The organism is candidate division KSB1 bacterium, assembly GCA_016214895.1.
GTDB lineage: Bacteria > Electryoneota > RPQS01 > RPQS01 > RPQS01 > JACRMR01.
In genome coordinates this window covers 172,084-188,881 of sequence record JACRMR010000012.1, presented here as the reverse complement: position 1 = coordinate 188,881, position 16,798 = coordinate 172,084, and the positions used below count along the sequence as shown (strand labels likewise).

The 16,798-nt window shown below is 60.1% G+C and carries 12 protein-coding genes; 3 read left to right on the top strand and 9 right to left on the bottom strand.

Annotated elements, in window-relative coordinates; genetic code table 11:
- Positions 1-411 precede the first annotated feature (411 nt).
- Positions 412-5,391: a carboxypeptidase regulatory-like domain-containing protein gene (locus tag HZB60_07020; GenBank protein ID MBI5059512.1), complete on the top strand. Its 4,980-nt coding sequence runs from the start codon at positions 412-414 to the stop codon at positions 5,389-5,391.
- 107 nt (positions 5,392-5,498) lie between these two features.
- Here HZB60_07020 and HZB60_07015 read toward each other — a convergent pair whose 3' ends face one another.
- From HZB60_07015 to prfA, 9 genes are all read right to left on the bottom strand, one after another.
- On the bottom strand, positions 5,499-6,188 hold the full coding sequence (locus HZB60_07015) for a zinc metallopeptidase (GenBank protein MBI5059511.1): 690 nt from the start codon (positions 6,186-6,188) through the stop codon (positions 5,499-5,501).
- An 8-nt stretch (positions 6,189-6,196) separates the two neighbouring features.
- A complete protein-coding gene (locus HZB60_07010) occupies positions 6,197-7,123 on the bottom strand; it encodes a methionyl-tRNA formyltransferase (protein ID MBI5059510.1) in 927 nt (308 codons plus the stop codon).
- Complete coding sequence (gene def / locus HZB60_07005; protein ID MBI5059509.1) at positions 7,120-7,674, bottom strand: peptide deformylase; 555 nt, start codon at positions 7,672-7,674, stop codon at positions 7,120-7,122. The genes HZB60_07010 and def overlap by 4 nt, the downstream gene beginning before the upstream one ends.
- A gap of 2 nt (positions 7,675-7,676) precedes the next feature.
- A complete protein-coding gene (gene yajC, locus HZB60_07000; GenBank protein MBI5059508.1) occupies positions 7,677-7,904 on the bottom strand; it encodes a preprotein translocase subunit YajC in 228 nt (75 codons plus the stop codon).
- A 126-nt stretch (positions 7,905-8,030) separates the two neighbouring features.
- Complete coding sequence (tgt, locus tag HZB60_06995) at positions 8,031-9,185, bottom strand: tRNA guanosine(34) transglycosylase Tgt (GenBank protein MBI5059507.1); 1,155 nt, start codon at positions 9,183-9,185, stop codon at positions 8,031-8,033.
- A complete protein-coding gene (locus tag HZB60_06990; protein ID MBI5059506.1) occupies positions 9,185-11,251 on the bottom strand; it encodes a thioredoxin domain-containing protein in 2,067 nt (688 codons plus the stop codon). Before HZB60_06990 ends, tgt begins: the two co-directional genes overlap by 1 nt.
- Before the next feature lie 20 nt (positions 11,252-11,271).
- The gene (locus HZB60_06985; GenBank protein ID MBI5059505.1) at positions 11,272-12,108 is read right to left on the bottom strand and encodes a cation transporter; all 837 of its coding nucleotides are present in this window, start codon (positions 12,106-12,108) and stop codon (positions 11,272-11,274) included.
- 62 nt (positions 12,109-12,170) lie between these two features.
- A complete protein-coding gene (prmC, locus tag HZB60_06980; GenBank protein ID MBI5059504.1) occupies positions 12,171-13,061 on the bottom strand; it encodes a peptide chain release factor N(5)-glutamine methyltransferase in 891 nt (296 codons plus the stop codon).
- The gene (gene prfA / locus HZB60_06975; protein ID MBI5059503.1) at positions 13,058-14,137 is read right to left on the bottom strand and encodes a peptide chain release factor 1; all 1,080 of its coding nucleotides are present in this window, start codon (positions 14,135-14,137) and stop codon (positions 13,058-13,060) included. Before prfA ends, prmC begins: the two co-directional genes overlap by 4 nt.
- 727 nt (positions 14,138-14,864) lie before the next feature.
- On the opposite strand from prfA, the gene HZB60_06970 reads away from it, so the two are divergent.
- A complete protein-coding gene (locus HZB60_06970) occupies positions 14,865-15,836 on the top strand; it encodes a hypothetical protein (GenBank protein ID MBI5059502.1) in 972 nt (323 codons plus the stop codon).
- Positions 15,837-15,931: 95 nt separating this feature from the next.
- Entirely contained in the window at positions 15,932-16,768 is an 837-nt protein-coding gene (locus HZB60_06965) for a sigma-54-dependent Fis family transcriptional regulator (protein MBI5059501.1), read from the top strand.
- Positions 16,769-16,798: the final 30 nt, after the last annotated feature.

Here is a 16,798-nt window from a genome sequence, read left to right as displayed (position 1 = left end):
CAAGAGCATCGCGATCTCGAAGTCTCGGACGCACGGGGGTTATCGTGGTCGATGATGCGGCCGCTCTCGCGAACACGGGTGCTCTAAACTACGGTAGATGGGATTGACTATAGAGTTGCTGACCCGCCGAGGGCCCGAGGCAATATTCTGCAACTCGTGGCATAACAGTAAATTAGCGATGATGTTCTATGGACTTGTAATATCATAGTTTAGCGTGAAAACCGGATCGGGTTTGGATCTATTGGTCGTGCAAAGTTAGCACGATTTTTTTGCGGGCAATCCGGAGCAAATTCAGACAGGCCGGTGTATCTATTGCCTCGACACGGAAAAATCGTTACTTTCCGCCTCGTCAGTCGGAGAATGTCCGGCAAGAGGTAGGCCGGTCAAGGGAATAGCACCAAGGAACCGAAGATGAGCGCATTTCGCGGAATAATGCTTCCACTCCTCGCCATGTTGACCCTGGCGGGAGCGTCGTTTTCAACCGAGGACGTCCGGATTCCGGGCAGTCTGGATTTTGGCCGCCAGAATGCCGCCCTGACGGTGACGAACGCGCCGCTGGGTGGAACGGTGATTCAGCTTACCCAGCCTGAGGTGCTGATCATGGACACGCTGCTGAATTTTGAGTCGCAGCAGGCGTTTGCCATGGCCGGGGAGGAGCTGTATTACGTTGACGGCGCGCCGACCGTTCCGCAGATTTCCCGGCTCTATCGCATCCCGAATACGGGATCGGTTGACCTGAATGTGCTCGCCGCCGACTTTACCGTGTTGGCCGATGTCAATCCGATGGCCATGGACACACGCGGTGAGGGCTTCGCTTCGCTCTCGCATCAGGACCCGGGCATCTATGGTGCCGATGCCTGGTATCCGGCTCAACCGGTGATCGTCAGCGAACCGATGATCTTCCGCGATTTTCGCGTCGTGCGCGTCACGTTGTTCCCGGTCCAAGTGAATCCGGTTCGCCACGAAGCGCGGCTTTACACGAACCTCAACGCGGAGCTGGTGCCGAACAACACGCCGGGCGAGAGTGAGCTGTTGAATCCGCGGCGCCCTTCGGGCAACTTTGCCTCGATGTACCGGAACATGATCGTGAATCTCGATGAAAGCGAGTTGGATGATATCACGGTCAACCCCGGATCGTATCTGATTCTCTGCAAGGACCACGCGACCGTCAACGGCTGGGCCGATTCGCTGGCGACGCTGAAGAAGCGGTTGGGTTACGATGTGGTCATTGATCGCCGCACAAGCTGGAGCGCCGGCCAGATGGCGACGGCCGTGCAGCAGGCTTACGCCGCGTTTGATCCGCCGCTCGAGTTCGTCTGCATCATCGGTGATCCGGAGGATCAGAGCACGTTTGGGATGCCCACCGGCGGCGGAAACTACGATCATCCGTTCGCCGCAGTCGCCGGCGGCGACCATATCGAAGACGTCGGCATCGGCCGCATCTCCGGGCGCAACGCCGGTCAGTTCGCGACGGCCTGGGCAAAGATCCGCAGCTACGAGTCCGATCCCTATATGGCGGATACCGGCTGGTTCCGTCGCGCGTTTCTGTACGCGGGCGTCTCCGGTGGCTTCTCTTCCAATCGCATCCTGATGGCCTGGGCCCGTCAGGAATTCTACACGGCCACGGAAAAGGACACGGTTTACTTCGCCACTCATCAAGGTCCGGTAAACCCCACACTGATCGCCCAGCGCTTCAACGAGGGAATCGCTTTCTTCCTGTGGCGGGGTACGGTCGTCGGCGAAATGAACTCCAACTCGCCGAATGGCACGAACAATGGCTTCAAACTGCCGCTGTGTCTGGCAATCACCTGCGGCTCGGGCGACTTCGACAATGATGAAGGACTGAACGAGTCCTGGTTCTTTGCGGGGACTTCTTCCAATCCGAAGGGTGCCGTCTGCGGTATCGGCACGGCGACGTGGGGTACTCACGTGCAGTACAACAACACGGTCGCCGGCGGACTGGTGTACAACATCTGCAATCTTGCCGTCGAACATATCGGCAATGCGCTGGCGGGCGCCAAAGCACAGTTAGTTACTTCGTTCCCTTCGGACAGTTACGCGCTGAACTTCATATACTGGAACAACCTGATTGGTGAGCCGGCGCTTTCGATGTGGACGCGCACTCCGACGGTCATGAACGTCTCCTATCCGCAAACGGTGAACGTGGGTTCCCGTCGCGTACGACCGCAGGTGACAGATGCGACGACCGGTGAGCCCATCTCCGATGCGCTCGTCGTGCTCTGGAAAGGAAACGAGACTTACTCGCGCATGCTCACGGATGCCGGCGGCTTCATCGATGTTCCCGTCACAGTGAATACGCCCGGCAACATGACGCTCACGGTTTCCAAGCGGAATCACAAGCCCGTGTTCGCCGATATTCAGTGTGTCTCTGCCGCGCAGATGGTGTCGCTGGCCAGCTTCTCGCTGGACGACGACAATGCCGGTGGCACATCGGGTAACGCGGACGGTATGTTGAATCCGGGCGAACTCATCGACTTGGCGATCTATCTCAGGAACTTCGGCACGTCCGCAATCGGCACCGACGTCTCGGCAGTGCTGACGTCAGCGGATCCCAACGTCAACATCGTGAGTTCGACCCAGGGCTATGCCAATATCGCCCCCGGCGACTCCGCGATTTCCACACCTTTTCGCGTGCAGGTCGCTCCGCTCCTGATCGACGCTCACCGCCTGCTGTTCACGTTGCAGGTGACGGCCAGTGGCCAGGTTACCTACAGTTCGTTTGTGATCGAGGGCGAGGCGGGGATTGCGATCTTCAACAGCAAGACGATCTCCGGCGGCGACGGCGATGGGCTGTTGGAGCCGAATGAGACGGTAAACTTGTCGCTCACGATTCGCAACGTCGGCGACCTTGTCATGAACAACACGACCGGCACGCTGCGTTCCAACTCCAGCTTCGTGTCGGTCTTCACGAGCACGGCCTCGTTTGGAAACATCGCCGTGAACCAGAATGCGACCAGCGCCTCGCCGTTCGTGGTACGCGCGCATCCGCTGGCCTACCCCGGTCACATTGCCCGCTTCCAGCTCTTCCTGAACTCGAACAACGGGCATCAGGACACGGTGGTGTTTTCCTTCACCGTCGGCTCCATCGCGCCGGCCGATCCCACCGGCCCGGACGCGTACGGCTATTATGCCTACGAGAACAACGACGAAGATGTGAATGGCGAGCCTTACGAGCCGGTGCGCGCGTTCGCGTATGTTGACGTGAGCGCATCGGGGACGAATCTCGATATCAACGATCAGGGTGTGCAGGACGGCAGCTCACCGATCTACTCGCGGTTGCGCGACTTGCCGTTTGATTTCACGTTCTACGGCGAGACGTACGATCAGATCACAATCTGTTCGAACGGCTGGGCGGCCTTCGGCAGTCAGGCTGATCAGGATCATTTCCGCAATTATCCGATTCCCGGCCAGCAGTCTCCGGAGGCAATGCTGGCGGTGTTCTGGGACGATCTCAAGACCAGTTCCACCAATCAAGGCGAATACGTCTATTACGATCAGCCGAATCATCGCTTCATCATTCAGTGGAAGGCGCAGAACGCCTTCGGCACGGCGCCGTTGGACTTCGAGATCATTCTGCTCGACCCGGCATTCTATCCCACTCGTGACGGGAACGGCATCATCATCTACCAGTATCAGCAGGTTTACGAAACCCAGAGCCAGCACAATGATATACCGTATTCCACGATCGGTATTCAGGCTCCGGGAAACGTGGTCGGCTTGCAGTATCGCTGGAATAACTCGCCGGCCGCCGGAGCGCAAAGTCTGGCGCCGGGTCGCTGCATAGTCTTCACGACCGAAGCGCGCACCGCCTTCGGTACGATCACCGGAACCGTCCTCGACGCGGAGTCCAGTCAACCGCTGCCCGGTGCCGTCGTCACATTGGACGGCGAGAATTACAGTGACACGACGGATGTGTCGGGCGCGTACACGCTGAGTAATGTGTTGATCGGCACCTACACGGTCCGCGGGAGTAAGTTCGGTTACAATGACGCCACTCGCGACAACATCGTCGTCGAATTGGACAGCACGGAGACCGTCAGCTTCTCGATGTCGCATCCCGAGGTCGAACTCTCGACGGATGCGATCTACGTGACGCTGCCGGGCGATCCGGTTGAAGCGACCTTTGACATGATCAACAACGGCAACGGACCACTCGATTACTCGATCGCGGTCGAATTCGTGGCCGGCGGCAATCACATTGATCCGTGGGACAGCGTGACCGGAATCCCCATCTCGCAGAGTGCCAACGACTTGATCGTGCAGGGCGTCGAATTCGTCGGCGATTACTGGTGGGTGACCGGCGGTCAGAACGGCAAGCAGTTCTACCGCTACGATTTGGAGGGTGACTACGTTGGCTCGCTGCCGCAACCGGGTCAGGGTGCGACCGGCTGGTTCGACATGGCCTACGACGGCACGTACATCTACGGCTCGGGCGATGAGAATATTTACGGAGTCGATCAGAACGGAGTCATCCGTGATACGATAGCGGGTCCCTGCAATCCGAATGGCTCGCTGGCCTACGACCCCGCGACGGATCATTTCTGGGTGACCGACCGGCAAGTCGATCTGTATGAGATGAATCGTCAGGGCCAGATCCTGACGCGCTTCCCGTCTGGCTTGGATATTACCGGGCTGGCCTGGCACGGCGGGGACCTCGACGGCTTCTTCCTCTACGCCTTCGCACAGGATCCCGCGCACGGCAATGCCGGGGTCTGGAAGATTCATCCGGTTACCGGCGCCCGCATGTTTGTAGCCGCGCTGGGCAACGGCGCCACTGAACGCGCTGCCGGCTGCACGATCACGTCAGGCTGGAACAGCACACTCGTCGTCTTCGGCGCGATCTTGTCGAGCCCGCAGGTTGACAGGCTGGTGGTTCATGACGTGGCGTTCAACACCTCGTGGATCTCCGTGACCCCCGCGATCTCGCAGATTCCGGCTAATCAGCGGATGGAGATTTCCGTGGACTTCAGTCCCGCCGGTTTGCGTCCGTATATCTACAACGTGAATCTGCGCATCAACACCAATTCCGCGGATACCCTGCTCATTCTGCCGGTCACGCTCGAGATCACGGAGGATGTGCCGGACAGCGATCCTCGAACTCTGCCGCTGGCGTACGTGCTCGAGCAGAATTTCCCGAATCCGTTCAATAGCACGACGAATTTCCGCTTCGCGTTAAGGGAACCCGGCTTCACCACGCTGAAGGTTTACAATCTATTGGGCGAACTGGTCGCCGCGCCGCTGGCCGCGAGTCTTCCCGCGGGTGTTCATACCCTGAGCTATGACATGAACGGCCTGGCGACGGGACAGTATTTCTATGTACTGGAGAGTGGCTCATTCCGGCAAGCGCGCAAGATGCTGCTGCTCAAATAGCGTTCAGAATCCGGATGTATGCAAAAAGCCCCCGCCAATCAGCGAGGGCTTTTCTTTTCACACCGCGACCCCGGGCAAGGTCTCCGGACCCTGCCGGAAAGCTTCGCTCAGTCCCGCGAATTGCGCAAGACCAACAGTCGTATAAGTTGTAGGACCGCCATCGAAGCGGCAGCCACATAGGTCCACGCCGCCGCGTCAAGTACTTTCTTCGAGCCTTCAACTTCATCGGGCGCCAGGTAGCCGCCGCTGGCCAGAATCCGCACGGCTCGCGACGACGCATCGAACTCGACCGGCAGAGTTACGAGATGGAATAACACGGCCACCGCGAAAATGGCAATCCCGACGTCCATCAGCCAGTGAACGGAGGAGAAGATGAGTCCGATGATGAATAACGGCATCGCCAGATTGGAACCGATGCTGGCGACGGGCACCAGCGCCGCGCGCAAGTTCATCGCGGTGTAACCGACTTGATCCTGCACGGCGTGTCCGCACTCGTGCGCGGCTACGGCCAGCGCCGCCAGACTCTGCGAATCGAAGTTGCCTTCGGACAGCCGCACGACCTTCTCCTTCGGATGATAGTGGTCGGTGAGTCGCCCGGCGATCGGCTCGACCTTCACGTCATACAGGCCGTTCGCATCGAGAATTCGACGCGCGACTTGCCGACCTGTCATGCCCGAGCGATTCCGCACCTCGCTGTACTTCGCGTACGTGCTGCGCACCTTTGACTGCGCCCAGAGCGCCAGTCCGAAGGCGGGCAGAATCAGAATCATCGTCCAGTCAAAAAAGAAGGGGAACATCTCTTTCCTCAAAGTAGATCAAAACGCGCGGGCAATTTCGGCCGACCGCGCAGGTAGTCAGCGACGGCCATCGATTTCTTTCCGGCCGGTTTCAACTGCTTTAACTGGATGGCTCCGTCAGCGGTTCCCACCCATAGTTTTTCCTGAACTTGCAATACGTCGCCGGGAGCCGCGACGATCGTGGAATCGGCAGTCGCATCCAGCACTTTGATCGAGTACTCGCCGGCGCACGTAATCGCGCCGGGATTCGGCGAGAATGCCCGGATTCTGCATAGAATCTCAAAGGTACTCGCGTTCCAGTTGATGCGGAAATCGTCGGGCCTCAACTTCGGCGCCTTCGTTGCCAGGGTGCTATCTTGCTCGATGGACGGCAACGCCGCTCCGCGTTCCAGTGCGCTCAGCACATCGACCAGCATCCGCGCCCCCAGCTTCCCCAGCCGGTCGTGCAACGCTCCATAATTCTCCGACTCAGCGATGCTCGTGCGCTCCTGCGCCAAAATGCCGCCGCCGTCGATTTGTTCCGTCAACTGGATAATGCTCACTCCGGTTTCGCGCTCGCCGCGGATCAGCGTCCAGCGCAACGGAGCGGGACCGCGCCCCCGCGGCAGTAGCGACGGATGCACGTTGAACGAGCCGAACCGCGGCAAGGCGAACAACTCACGCGGCAGAATCCGAAACGCCACGACGACCAGACAATCGGGAGCGAGCCCGCGCACAGTGTCCAGAAATTCCGGATGGTTCAGCGATTCCGGCTGCAACAGCGGTATCCCGGCCGCCAGCGCCCGCTCCTTGACCGGCAATCCGCTCGTCCTCAGTCCGCGCCCGCGCGCCTTGTCCGGGCTGCATACCACGGCCTGAACTCGCTGCTCGCTCGCGATCAACGCGTCCAGCGTAAACAGCGCGAACTCCGGATTGCCGCAGAACACGACCTTCACCGCTGCTCGCCGGTGCTCATCAGCTCCTGCTCGTTTTCGCGGAGCAGCTTGCGCAATCTCGAGCCATGCAGTGCGCGCTTCAACGGGGACAAGTGGTCGATAAACAGCACACCGTTCAGGTGATCCAGCTCATGCTGAAACACGCGGCCCAGCAATCCCGACGCATCCATGCTGTGCTGCTTTCCGTCGAGGTCCTGATATCGCAATTTGATCCATTCCGGTCGAGTCACATCGTCGCGCACATCGGGAATCGAAAGACAGCCTTCCTCATACTCCCATTCGCCGCCCTGTTCGACGATTTCCGGATTCACGAGCGTCAAGCGGGTCGGTTCGTCGTCATCCTGCCGCGGAACGCCGACCACGAACAGCCGGATGCGTTTGTCAACCTGCGAGGCCGCCAGGCCCACGCCATCCGCGGCGATCATCGTGCGATGCATGGCCTGCGCCAGTTCCCGCAGTTCGGCGTTGAATTCCGTAATTGGCGCGCACCGGACGCGCAGCGTCGGATGACCGTACGTGACGATTTTCAGCGTGTCGCGCGACTCGACCATGATTACTTTTCGGCGTCGGTGAGTACGCGGGCGATCGCGAACCGTTCGACGCGAATCTTGACGTCGCCGGAGACCTTCAGCCACAGCGTGTTCTTCTTGTCGTCAACGCCCGCGACGGTGCCGTAGAGTCCGCCGCTCGTGACGACCTCGTCGCCGGGCTTCAGGCTGTCCACCAATTGTCGGTGCGCCTTCTGCTTCTTCTGCTGCGGCCGGATCATCAGGAAGTACATCACCACGACGATCAGCAGTAGTGGCAGCAGCGACGCAATAAAATTCGGCTGGGCGGCTGAGGCCTGAGCCAGCGGCAGCAAAGAAGTCGAAATCAAGTCGATCCTCCTGGTCGGAAAAGAGTGAAACTAAACGGCGTCGTCCGTGTTCGCGAGGGCGGTCAGCGACGCTCGCATCCACGGCCCGAAGTCGGCGGCCTGAATGTGGGCGCGCGCCTCGCGCATCAGGTCCTGATAAAAATGAACATTGTGAATCGACACCAACCGCAGCGCCAGCAGCTCTTCGGCGGCAAACAGGTGTCGCAAATACGCCCGGTCGAAATGGCGGCAGGTATAGCAACCGCACTGGCCGTCGATCGGCTCGAATGTCAAGCGTTCCCGCGCCGCCTTGACGGTCAATTTGCCGTGCCACGTGAACGCCGTGCCGTTGCGACCGTTGCGCGTAGGGAGGACGCAGTCGAACACGTCCACGCCCTTGCCGATCGCGTACAAGAGTTCTTGGGGAAATCCGACGCCCATCAGGTAACGCGGTTTCTCAACCGGCAGCAGGGCAGCCGACAATTCCACCATCTCACGAAACGCGCTCTTGGGCTCACCCACGGCGAGTCCGCCGATCGCGTAGCCCGGGAAATCCAGTTCAATCAGGGCGGCGGCGGACGCTCGCCGCAAATCTTCGTAAACGGATCCTTGCACAATCGCCCACAGATTCTGTCGATGGCCGTAGAGTGCCGGGATCGTATCGCGCGCATCACGGGCGCTGCGCGCCCACTGCACGGTCAACTCGTGCCACTGTTTGGCCTGGCCGTGCGAGCACGGATATGGCGGGCACAGATCGAGCACCATCATCAAGTCGCTACCGATCGCGCGCTGAATCTCCAGTACCTTCTCCGGCGTGAAGAAGTGATAGCTTCCGTCGAGGTGCGACTGGAACTCGACCCCGTTATCGCGGACCTTCTTCAGTTCCGCCAGCGAGAACACCTGATAGCCGCCTGAGTCGGTCAGGATCGGCCGGTTCCAGCGCATGAATCTGTGCAGGCCGCCCGCTGCCTTCAGCACCTCCAGCCCGGGCCGCAGATAGAGGTGATAGCTATTGGCGAGCACGCTCTGTGCGCCGGCCGCGATCAGCTCATCCGGCGTCAGTGTCTTGACCGTGCCGACCGTGCCGACCGGGAAGAAGCACGGAGTGTCGAGCCGTCCGTGCTCGGTGTCCAGTTGACCGACGCGCGCGGAGCTTCCGGACTCATCCCCTTTGACAACCCGAAACGGGTGGATCGCATCGGGCATCAATTCACCGTCATTCGCGGAATCAGCGCCTTCAAAGCGTCCGCCAGCGCGCTCGCGTCCGTGAACGGCGGTTCGCAACTGAGGTGATGACAGAGATAGGCCGTCGGCTTTCCTGCAATGGCTGATTTGGAATCCAGCAGCGACGCCAGCCCGGGCGCGCGACACGCATGCTGCGGGTCGATCCAGAGCGGGGATAGCGCAAATCCCGGACAATTCCTCGCGACTCGCCAGAGTTCCCGCTCGTGGTCGTTCACCAGCACGAGCTGAGCCGGCGGATGCAGCAGCATGTCCACCGCCGTCAGCGCCTGTCCGAACGCCGCCGGTGCGCGCTCCATCCGCGATGCGAGGATTTGCAGTTGCCGTTCCGCACGTCTCCGGAACCTGCTGTCATTCGTCAACTGGTGCAACCGGACAAGTAGAGTCGCGCCCATCGAGATTCCCGACGGCGTCGCGTTGTCGTAGGGATCCACCTGCTCCATTCCGGCCACGGCGTCGTCGCTCATCACATAGGCCGCTGCACCGCGCGCGAACAGCGTTTCCATCCGGTCCGCGCTCGTCATCGCGCCGCGGAACCAGCGATCGTCACCTGTCGCGCCAAACAGGTCCAGTAGTCCGCAGCCGAATGCCGCGTGATCGAGCAAGAACTGCGTCTCGTGCGTACGCTCGCCCCTCAGCGCATGAGGCAACGTCCCGGTGCGCTCGAATCGAGTCAGAATCCGGTCGGCCGCCCGCGTCGCCGCGGCCAAATAACGTGGATCGTCGAGCGCGCCGAATCCCCGCACCAGCGCCGAGATCATCATCCCGTTCCAATCCGTGAGCACCTTGTCGTCGCGGCTCGGCTGTACGCGCCTCATGCGCGCGCTGAGCAGTGCCGCGCGGTCTTGGCGCAGCGCGCTGCGTAACGGGTCAGCATCAACGCCGTGCTCGTTTGCCCATTCCGCAATGGACACAGGCTGGTTGGGAACGGACCTGCCGTGCTCGAAATTCCCTGCGTCGCGGATGTCGTAGATGCTCGCGAAGCGCGCTCCGCGTTCCGGGCCGAGCACCCCGCGAATCTCCGCCGGTGTCCAGCTATACGTTGCCCCCTCTTCACCGTCCGTATCGGCATCCAGCGACGAGGCAAAGCCGCCCTCGGCCACCTCCATCTCGCGCACTACCCAATCCAGGCTCTCGCGAGCGGCTTCGCGCAGTTCCTGATCAGCGGCGACGACCGCGCTGTCGAGGCCCAACGGAATCAACAGTGCATTGTCATAGAGCATCTTCTCGAAGTGCGGCACGAGCCAGCGCGCATCCGTTGAGTAGCGGTGAAATCCGCCGCCGATCTGATCAAAGATGCCGCCGCGGATCATGCTCCGCAGCGAATGGATGACGATCTGCACGGCATCCGCGTCCGCGGTTCGCGCGCCGACCCGCAACAACAAGGCCAGCTCCATCGCGTGCGGAAACTTGGGCGCCGGGCCGAAACCGCCGTCAACCTTGTCAAACCGTGATTCTGCCGCAGCCAGTGCGCGCGCGATCAACTCGTCGGACAGCTCGCCGACCTCACCGTCCGGCCTCGCCTGGTCCAACGACTTCTGGATTGCCCCCGCCGTCTGCTCGACGTCACGGCGGCGATTCCGCCACGCCTCAACGACCGCGCGCAGCACGTCGAGAAACCCCGGCCTTCCGTAGTTGCTCACCGCCGGCCAATACGTCCCGCCGTAGAATGCCGTCCGTTGCGGGGTGAGAAAGACCGACATCGGCCAGCCGCCGCTGCCACTCAGGCTCTGCACGATGCTCATATAGTGGTGATCAACGTCGGGTCGTTCTTCGCGATCGACTTTGATCGAGACGAAATGCTCATTCAGGTAAGCCGCGATCTCTTCATTCTCGAAGCACTCGCGCTCCATCACATGGCACCAGTGACAGGCAGCGTAGCCGACTGACAGGAAGACCGGCCGCGCTTGACGCTCCGCACGTTCAAAGGCCGCGTCGCTCCACGGCAGCCAATTCACCGGATTGTGCGCGTGTTGCAGCAGATACGGACTGGCCTCGTGAATCAGCGCGTTCGTGTGCGCGCGGTGCATACTCGGCTCGAATTCCGCCATCACGAGCTGGCGGCCGCGCCGGCCGCGACCGGTTCCGGATGGGTCACGACGTGCATCGTCGGGTACTTGTTCCGCAACTCGTACTCGACCAAGTCGAGAATCGCGTGCGTATCCCCTAACGGCATCGTGGCATCAAGATCTACGTGCATCTCCGTGAACAGCTGCGTCCCCGCTCGCCGCACGCGAATGTCATGCACCCCGATCACATCATGGACTCCGCGCACGATCCGCTCGACATCCTCCGCCACGCCCTCCGGCGCGCGATCCACCAGCGAATTGAACACGTCTCTTCCCAGCCGAATGCTGAGCATGAACACGACCCCCGCGACAAAGAGCGCCGCGATGCTGTCGGCTTTGGGATAGCCGATCCCGGCCATGATCAGGCCGAAAACGACCACGAAGGAGTCAAGAAAGTCGGTGAGGAAATGCGTGGAGCTTGCGGCCAGCGCTTCACTTCCGGTCTGCCGCGCCGCGCGCATAAGCGAAACCGTCCGCCAACCCTCAACCACGATGGACACCGCCATTACACCATAGACCAGCGGTCCGATTTCGACCGGTTCCGGTCGGATGAACAACCGCTCGAGCGCGTTGTACACAATCAGGCCGCCGATTCCGATGAGCAGGATCAGCTGTGCCAGCGCGCCGACGCTTTCATACTTCGCATGACCGAACGGGTGTTCCGGGTCGGGCGGTTCGAGCGCCTTCTTAATCGCGGCGAACGTGATCACCACGGCCAGCGTATCCACCAGCGAATGCCCCGCTTCCGAGTACATCGCCAGCGAATTCGTGACGATCGCGGTGCCGAACTTGATCAGCGTAATGACCAGCGATGCCACTACCGAGACCAGTGCGACGCTCGTCCTGATGTGCGCGTCTTGCGGTGTGAACGCGCGATTTTCTATGGCGCGCCTCCGATCACCTGACCTGACAGCATGCGGGGTATTCCTGCCAGGTCTCGTTCGATGGTGAATTGCCCGGCGGCGGGGCGGAAAATCTCGGCGACCCGTTCGGCCTGTCCGAATCCAATCTCCATGGCAAACCGGCCGCCCGCGCGCAATAGCAGGGGCAGCAACTCCGCAATGCGGTGGTAGAACTCGACTCCCGTCGCGCCGGCGACCAGTGCTCGCGCCGATTCGTGCAGTTTGACTTCCGGCTGCAGTGTCTCGAAGTCCGCGACCGGGATGTACGGCGGATTGGATACGACCCAATCATAGGGCGGCACGACGAGTTCGGCGAAGCGCGGGTTCATCACGTCCGCATGCCGCACATGCACGCGCTCCGCCGCATCGTTTCGCGCGGCATTGCGGGTCGTACAGCGCAAGGCTTCATAGTCGATATCCACGGCATCCACCGCGACCCGCGCGTCGCCCCGGGCGAGGGCGACGGCGATACAGCCCGTCCCGCATCCGATGTCCAGTACCCGCACGGTCTCCCCGCCCGCGCTCCGGCGAATCTGGTCGCCTACCATGTTCGCGAGTTGCTCCGTCTCGGGTCGGGGGATCAGCAGTCCCGGCAGCACTTCGAGTCGGACGCCACAGAACTCGACTTCGCCGAGAATCAACTGCAACGGTTCCCGCTTACCGCGTCGCCGCAACAAGTCGCGGAACGCGGCGACTTCGGCCTCGCTGAGCGGTCGGTCGTGCTGCAGGTAAAGCTGAATTCGCGGCAGCCCCAGCGCCTTGCCCAACAGCGATTCCGCGTCGCCGCGCGGATTGTCAACCCCCTTCTCCTGCAAGTAGCCGCGCGCGAGGTTCAACAAGTCGATCAACCGCCGCGACACGTCACTCACTTCAGGGCGACCTCAGTTTCCTGATGCAGCTTCTCCGCGCGATCCGCGAGTTGCAGAGCTTCAATGATGTCGTCGATCTCGCCTTCCATGATCCGATCGAGTTTGTAAAGCGTAAGATCGATTCGGTGGTCCGTCAACCGGTTTTGTGGGAAATTGTAGGTTCGGATCTTCTCCGAACGATCCCCGGAACCGACCTGACTCTTGCGCGACGCGGCAACCTTGCTCGCCTCCTCATCCCGTGTCTTCACCAGCAGGCGGGATTGCAGGATCTTCAGCGCCCGCGCGCGATTCTTGATCTGCGAGCGTTCGTCTTGAATCGCCACGACCAGCCCGGTCGGTAGATGCGTGATCCGGACCGCCGACTCTGTACGGTTGACATGCTGCCCGCCCGCCCCCGAAGCGCGATAAACATCAATTTTCAAGTCGTCGGGACGGATCGTGACGTCGCGCTCGTCGGCTTCCGGCAGCACGGCCACCGTCGCCGCCGACGTATGCACTCGCCCCTGGGACTCGGTCGTCGGGACCCGCTGCACGCGGTGCACGCCGCTCTCCCATTTCAGCGTCCCGTAGGCGCCGGCCCCCTGGACTTCACAGACAACTTCCTTCAGCCCGCCGGCTTCGGCTTCGCTGACCGAGACCACCTCAAATTTCCATCGTTTGAGCTCGGCGAACTTCGTGTACATGCGGAACAGCTCCCCGGCGAACAGGGCGGCCTCTTCTCCGCCGGTTCCCGCGCGGATTTCCAGAATCGCACTTTTGTCGTCATCCGGGTCCTTCGGCAGCAGCAGAGCACGGATTTCCTCTTCCAGTTGCGCCGCTCGATCCGTCAACAGCCGAACTTCCTCGGCAGCCATACTTCGGATTTCCGGATCGGACTCGGTCTCCATGGTTCGGGCCTGGTTGATTTCGCCCTGGACCTTTTGGTACAATCGGATCTTTTCAACCAGTGGCAACAGGTCCTTTGCCTCCTTCAATAGAGGCTTGGCCCCCATCGGGTCGGCGCTAACCACCGGCGAACTGAGCTCTTCTTGAACCTGGCGGTAACGGATGAGGATATTCTCAAGCCGATCGAGCATGACTCTTCTGTCCGGTGTGTGTAGTTAACACTAAGTTTTTAAGAGATTTGCAGTGCATGTCGGTTTGCCATCTCCGCCACCCATCTAACGCCGAATGGCCAAACCAATAATATAGCGATATCTACGTGCGGATTCAAGGCAATCTGCTCCGCCCGCCGGGCAGCGCGAACCGGTCGTCCTGGGTCCGTAAGATAACGGGCCGTTTTACAATGATTAATACAAGCGACCCTGAACAAACGTCCCAGACTACTCAAAGTCGGCCCAAACGCTCTCAACTGCATGCCTTGTTGAAGAAAACTTCGAGTAATCCTCCGATTTGCCTTGACATCTGGTTCAGGGTTCACTATATTTATCGTCGAGATAAAGCGTGGCGATCAGGATAGCACTTTTCCCCTTTCTTTTCATGAGGTTGGCGCTATGAAAAAAATTGTCTTGCTAGCGGTTCTGCTTTGCGTGGGCGGAACGGTGTTTGCTTCAACAGGTCTGATGGCCGGAACCGATGCGGGTGTAATCCCCATCATTCCGCCCCGTCACCCCGGGTTAGAGGCGGGCGTCATTCCCATCATCCCGCCCCGGGGCGTGGAAGCCGGAGTCATTCCGATTATTCCTCCGCGGTCGGTAGATGCTGGGGTGATCCCCATAATTCCTCCTCGTCCAGGCAAGTAAGCTCCGCGAGAACAGGGGTTTATGGACCACTAGGCCGACCACGGAAACTCGTGGAGGTTTGGTGGTCCTTTTTGTCTCATACGCACTGGTCACCGCAGCGGTTCTTTGGTCCACGCTGTGGTTTCTGCCCAGTGAGGTTCTCCGTCAGCACTTGAGCTTCAGCTTCAACATCTTGCAGCTGGGGCTCTTGTCGTTGCTGAGCTTCATGTGTTATCGCCAAGAACTGCACTATCGGACGATCTTCTTTCACTTCTGGATCCTTTTTGCCGTGCTGGGACTTTCAGCGCCGGCTTTCTATCATTTCCAGTTTCTGACCAGTTTTGAGTCATCGGTCTCGGCATTTGTACTGATCTTGGTCGTGACTCACCTACTGTTCGCCTGGGTGGCGGCCAAGACGGTTAGTACGTACATCTTCCGCGATGAGAAGCGATGGGCTGTCAACACCTTGGCGGCGGCGGTAGTGCTGCCGCTTTGTGCTTGGTGGTTTTGGCCCTACTATTGGTCACCGGAGGTGGTTCTGGCCGTGCAAAGTGCAAATCCACCGGTGGACATCTATGCTCCTATCGCTCGAGCGATCATAAAAATCAATATGATATCACTCGTGATACTCGTGGCATTTTTTTGGCACAAGCTGAAGACAGATCGACCTATCGGCGCCTACGCCGACACGCTGGTCTTTCTCTTTACCTTGGTGGTGTTGATCGACACGCTTGAGTACGTTGCTCAGGTGACGAGTGTCGAACTTCTATCCATCACGCAGTGGGCGACCGCGGGGATCTTCGCTGCAATGACCGCCACTCTGTTACTGCGTCTGAAGTACAAGACGCAAACCATTGCACAGTACTATGAGACCCAGCTCCTATCTTCTGATCCTCGCATTGACCGGCGCATCGGTTGGTTTGATCGTTTTATTATACGGAGTTTCTTTGATCCGGAGAAGGTTGGCCAATCGGTATTCCTTGGTACAGGGAATTCGCAAGTAAAGGTCAAACGATCGTCGTTACGAGTGAAGCATCCTCTGGGGCGGGACTGACGTTGCACAGGGTCAACGTGTGGAGCCATATTTGCGAGTAACCTGAGCGGAGATAGGTGAAACCAGGACTGACTTCGATGGAAATGAAAGCAACAATGAAAAAGACCCGCGACAAGGTAGTCGCGCAGAGCCGGGCGATGCGGGAGGCACTCGCCGCAGCCGGGGTTGCGGCTCTGCGCACGGATCCGGTGCTGATCATCGGTGCTCCCGGCACGGGCAAGACGATGCTGGCGCGCGTGATCCATGAGGAAGGCTGTCCGTACGGACCCTTCGTCATGGTTGACTGCGCGACCTTGACCCCTGATGTCATGAACACGATGCTGTACGGCGATCGTGTGGCTCATGCATTGGGACGTTTCGAGATGGCGGAAGAAGGAACGTTGTTCTTGAGCGGGCTGGAGAATCTGAATCCGCTCGCGCAGGAGCACATCGCCCGTGCTCTGGAGACCGGGCGCTACACGAATCACGCGGGAGACCGGCGGGCCTTCGCCTGTCGCATCATTGCGACCGCGGATTTCGCGGAGCTCGAGAACCTTCAGCAGGCAGGTCTGTTCAATCTGGACCTGTTGCGAATGCTGTCCGCAACCTCGTTGCGGATGCCCGGCCTGGCCGATCGCAAGGAAGACATCCCTGCACTTTCGGTCTATATCCTTGACGAGCTGGCCACCCGGGAAAAGATTGAACGGCCGACCGTGCCGTATCACTACATGGACCTTCTGACGAAGGTCACGTGGCAGGAGAACGCACGACAGTTGCGCAATCATCTGGAGAGTGTGATGGTGCTGTCTGAGGGGCGGTTTGATCCGGAAGTTATTCTGGAGCATTTCGTCACCGAGGAATCGCCGGCCACGATCAAGAGCGCACTGCAGGCCTTGTGGCGCAAAGTCTTCGGCGAGAGCCGGACTCCGGTGACTGTCGGCACCAAAGCGTAGCCGCACCGGAAATACGTAAACCAACGCGGG

Bases quoted from the DNA above. Each gene is read 5' to 3' on its own strand.
- HZB60_06965 (MBI5059501.1), top strand. From the start codon at position 15,932: ATGAAAAAGACCCGCGACAAGGTAGTCGCGCAGAGCCGGGCGATGCGG.
- yajC (MBI5059508.1), bottom strand. From the start codon at position 7,904: ATGTACTTCCTGATGATCCGGCCGCAGCAGAAGAAGCAGAAGGCGCAC.
- tgt (MBI5059507.1), bottom strand. From the start codon at position 9,185: ATGCCCGATGCGATCCACCCGTTTCGGGTTGTCAAAGGGGATGAGTCC.
- HZB60_07015 (MBI5059511.1), bottom strand. From the start codon at position 6,188: ATGTTCCCCTTCTTTTTTGACTGGACGATGATTCTGATTCTGCCCGCC.
- HZB60_06990 (MBI5059506.1), bottom strand. From the start codon at position 11,251: ATGCACCGCGCGCACACGAACGCGCTGATTCACGAGGCCAGTCCGTAT.
- HZB60_07020 (MBI5059512.1), top strand. From the start codon at position 412: ATGAGCGCATTTCGCGGAATAATGCTTCCACTCCTCGCCATGTTGACC.
- prfA (MBI5059503.1), bottom strand. From the start codon at position 14,137: ATGCTCGATCGGCTTGAGAATATCCTCATCCGTTACCGCCAGGTTCAA.
- def (MBI5059509.1), bottom strand. From the start codon at position 7,674: ATGGTCGAGTCGCGCGACACGCTGAAAATCGTCACGTACGGTCATCCG.